Genomic DNA, 3,363 nt, shown 5'->3' with positions numbered 1-3,363 from the left:
TATTGAAATTATAATGCCAAAAGTGGATCGCCATCGGCGCAATTTAGTCACTCCCCTATTCGCTGATAGTTTTTATTGTCTCCCTGCAGGGAAGAAACTATACTGCACAGGGTCGTGAGCTATTTGGTTAATATCCCAGTAGATGGGCTGATAGCATAGAGTGGTTTCAAGCTATGGGAAGGATTTTTGTTTTCTTCTGAATAACTGCTGTTTGGGCTGCCGGGCAGCGATTTCATTTATAAACGAAAACTTTTAATTGTAAAAATATAAGCAAAAATATCAATAACCCAGAACAATAAAATTGAATAACCTCCCACCCATAACGTAAAAATTAAAAGCTTGCATCATGGGTTCAGCTCCCGGCGCATCAGCTAGCGTTTAATGACGGTTCTGCCATTGCTGCCCCTCAGATAACATCTGCCGGGCATGTTCCAGGGTAAGCTGACTGATATTGTCCCCGGCCAGCATACGGGCCAGCTCCTGTATGCGCTCCTCAAAGTCCAAAAGGCGTAACCGGGTAACCGTGCGCTCCCCTTCTATTTCCTTGCTGATCAGGTAATGATGGCTGGCCACGCTGGCAATAGCCGGGGCGTGAGTAACCATAAGAACCTGGTAATGATGTGACAGATTTGCCAGCTTGCGCGCCATAGCGGTTAAAGAACGCCCTCCTACCCCGGCGTCGATCTCGTCAAACACCAGGGTCGGCACATCATAAACCCCTGCCAGAACAATCTTTAGAGCCAGCACAAAACGCGATATCTCTCCGCCTGAGGCCACGCGCTGCAGAGGCTTCATCTCCTCCCCGGGGTTGGGGGAGAACATCAATTCCACCCGGTTTATGCCGGTACTGCTGGCTTCGCTGTCCAAAACCCTTACCTCGAATTTCAAATGAGGCATGTTAAGCTCTGACAGCTGCTGATGCACCTGCTCTTCCAGCTTCCGGGCGGCTTGCTTTCTGAGCTGGCTCAGCTGCTCCGCAGCATGCAAATAGTCTCTTTCCAGGGCTGATATTTCCCGTCTCAAGTCCTCCTGGCGGGTCTGGTCATTTTGCAGATACTCCAATTCCTGTTGGGCATTTTCCAGATACCGCAAAATCTCAGTGATATTCTGTCCGTAACGGCTTTTCAGGCGTTGAATAAGATGCAGCCGCGATTCCACCTCATCGAGAACATAAGGCTCATCTTCCAGAGCCTGTTTATAGGCCGATACCGAACCGGCGGTTTCTTCAATGGTGAAGCAGACTTCCTGTAAGGCAGCTTTAACAGGCTCAAAGAAAGGATCGTTAAGCGGCTGAACCAGCTGAATCGCGGTGGAGATAAGGTCATAAGCATTTTGCCCTTGTTCCTGAGTGTAGAGCAGCTCTAACAATCGCTCGGTCGCAGCCCGGAACTTCTCCAGGTTGCGAATGCGGTCGCGGGTTGTTTGCAGTTCTTCTTCTTCATCTGCTCGCAGATGGACGGATTGGATTTCACTGATTTGATAGGACAGAAAATCTATACGCTGCAGCTTGGTCTGCTCCAAGCTCTGCAGTTCTTCCAGTTCCTGACGGCGCTTCTGCAGCAATTGATAACCGCCCTCTACCTGCCTCAACAGCGCCGGGGCTCCCGGGCCGCAGCGGTCCAGGTACTGCAGATACATATGAGGCTTTAAAATGCTGAGGTGGTCATGCTGCAGATGCATATCCAGAAGCCAGGCCGAAATCTGCCTGAGCTGGGCGGCCGTGATTATCCGCCCATTCAACCGCGCCAGATTCTTTCCGCCGGCTACTATTTCCCGGCTCAATACCAGGAGACTTTCATCCTGCTCCAGGAAGCCCTTCTCAGCCAGCATGCCCTGCAGCTGCGGCAGCCCGGAGATATCAAAGCTGGCTTCGGCAACAGCAGCGCGGTCAGCATCCCGCACCAGCTCTTTCTGAGCCCTGTCACCCAGTATCAACCCCAGCGCATCGATCACGATCGATTTTCCGGCGCCGGTCTCTCCGCTCAATACGGTCAACCCGGGTTGAAAGGCGATACGCACATTATCAATTAAAACGAAGTTGCTGATATAAATCTCTAATAGCATAGCTTGCCCTTATTGGTCCTGCCGGCCCGCTCAAGCATTGAGCAAGGAGTTGAAAAGGTTCATCACTTCAGCCACCGCTATAGCGGATCTTACCACTACTATAATGGTGTCGTCACCGGCCACCGTACCCAAAATGTGATGATTTTCATAGGCATCGATGACTGAAGCCACCGATTGTGCGCCTGCTGCTATGGTTTTAATCACGATGATATTTTCGCTGCAGTCGCAGCTGATCACCAGGTCTCTAAAAATCCGCTGCATGCGGTCAAAAGTATTTTTCATCGGAGTGCCTTCAGGCAGAGCATAGCGGTAGCCTGCTCCGTCAGCTGTTTTGACCAGTTTCAATTCTTTGATATCTCTGGAAACAGTGGCCTGGGTAACATCGAAACCACGCTGCTTCAAGAGATCACAGAGTTCTTCTTGTGTGCCCACCCGCTGTCCGGCAATAATGTCCAGAATGGTAAAATGGCGTCGAGCCTTCATCCTTGCCTCCTGTCCCATCTCGAATTTGACAGAGTTATCAAAGGGTCGCTGTACATATCCGGTCTGTTGGCCGGCATTTCCGTGGTGTATTGCCCTGGCAGAATATCATTTTAAGCCGGTTCAACCCGGCGGTAACTAGCCTCCAAAGGGCCTCAGCCGGCTGTTGATGGTCTTCAGAAAAGGCTTCTCCTTAAGCTTTATCAATGGCAACAGCTGTTCAGCCCGGGCGATTTCAACCCAGCGCTGCTGGTCAGACAACAAGCAGATCTGCCCGTCCAGGCATAATACGGCCTCTTCGCAGCTAAGCGGCCGCAGCCGCACCCTGCGGTCAGGATTCAGGACCAGCGGCTTCCAGGACATGGTGTTCGGTGCCAATGGAGTGATCACCAGAGCCAGGATACTAGGATCCAAAAGAGGCCCCCCGGCTGACAGTGAATAAGCGCTGGATCCGGTCGGAGTAGCTACCATAATCCCGTCACCAGAAAAAGGATAGGCCCGGCTGTTGTCGATCTGAACCGAAAAGCTTAACATCCGCGCCCCGGTGGCCTTGATGACGGCTTCATTTAAACATTGAAATTCAGAGATCAATTTTTCATCTTCGAAAACCCTCACGGCCAGCATGAGGCGGTGTTCCAGGGTGAATTGGCCCGCGATTACCCGCGGCAGATATTGCAGCAGTTCGCTGGCCTGTATATTGCTCATCGAACCGACTGTGCCCAGATTGACCCCCAGTATCGGGGTATTGCATTGTCCGTAACGCCGCGCGGCCCGCAGCATGGTGCCGTCCCCGCCCAGTACTATCATCACGTCATACCG

At 51.8% G+C, this 3,363-nt stretch carries 3 protein-coding genes; all 3 read right to left on the bottom strand.

Annotated features, from left to right (window positions below):
- Positions 1 to 378: 378 nt before the first annotated feature.
- Positions 379 to 2,064 carry a DNA repair protein RecN gene (gene recN, locus B3W37_RS01240; RefSeq protein ID WP_483174547.1) on the bottom strand — a complete coding sequence of 562 codons (1,686 nt, stop codon included), beginning with the start codon at positions 2,062 to 2,064 and terminating at the stop codon, positions 379 to 381.
- Positions 2,065 to 2,094: 30 nt separating this feature from the next.
- On the bottom strand, positions 2,095 to 2,547 hold the full coding sequence (argR, locus tag B3W37_RS01235) for an arginine repressor (protein ID WP_483174546.1): 453 nt from the start codon (positions 2,545 to 2,547) through the stop codon (positions 2,095 to 2,097).
- A gap of 135 nt (positions 2,548 to 2,682) precedes the next feature.
- Positions 2,683 to 3,363 (bottom strand): NAD(+)/NADH kinase (locus B3W37_RS01230; RefSeq protein ID WP_483174545.1); only part of this gene is annotated, 681 nt, incomplete at its 5' end.

The sequence above is a fragment of the Syntrophomonas sp. UBA5494 genome (genome assembly GCF_002426325.1).
Note: the sequence above shows the minus strand (reverse complement) of the source record. Positions and strands in the feature narration are given on the sequence as shown.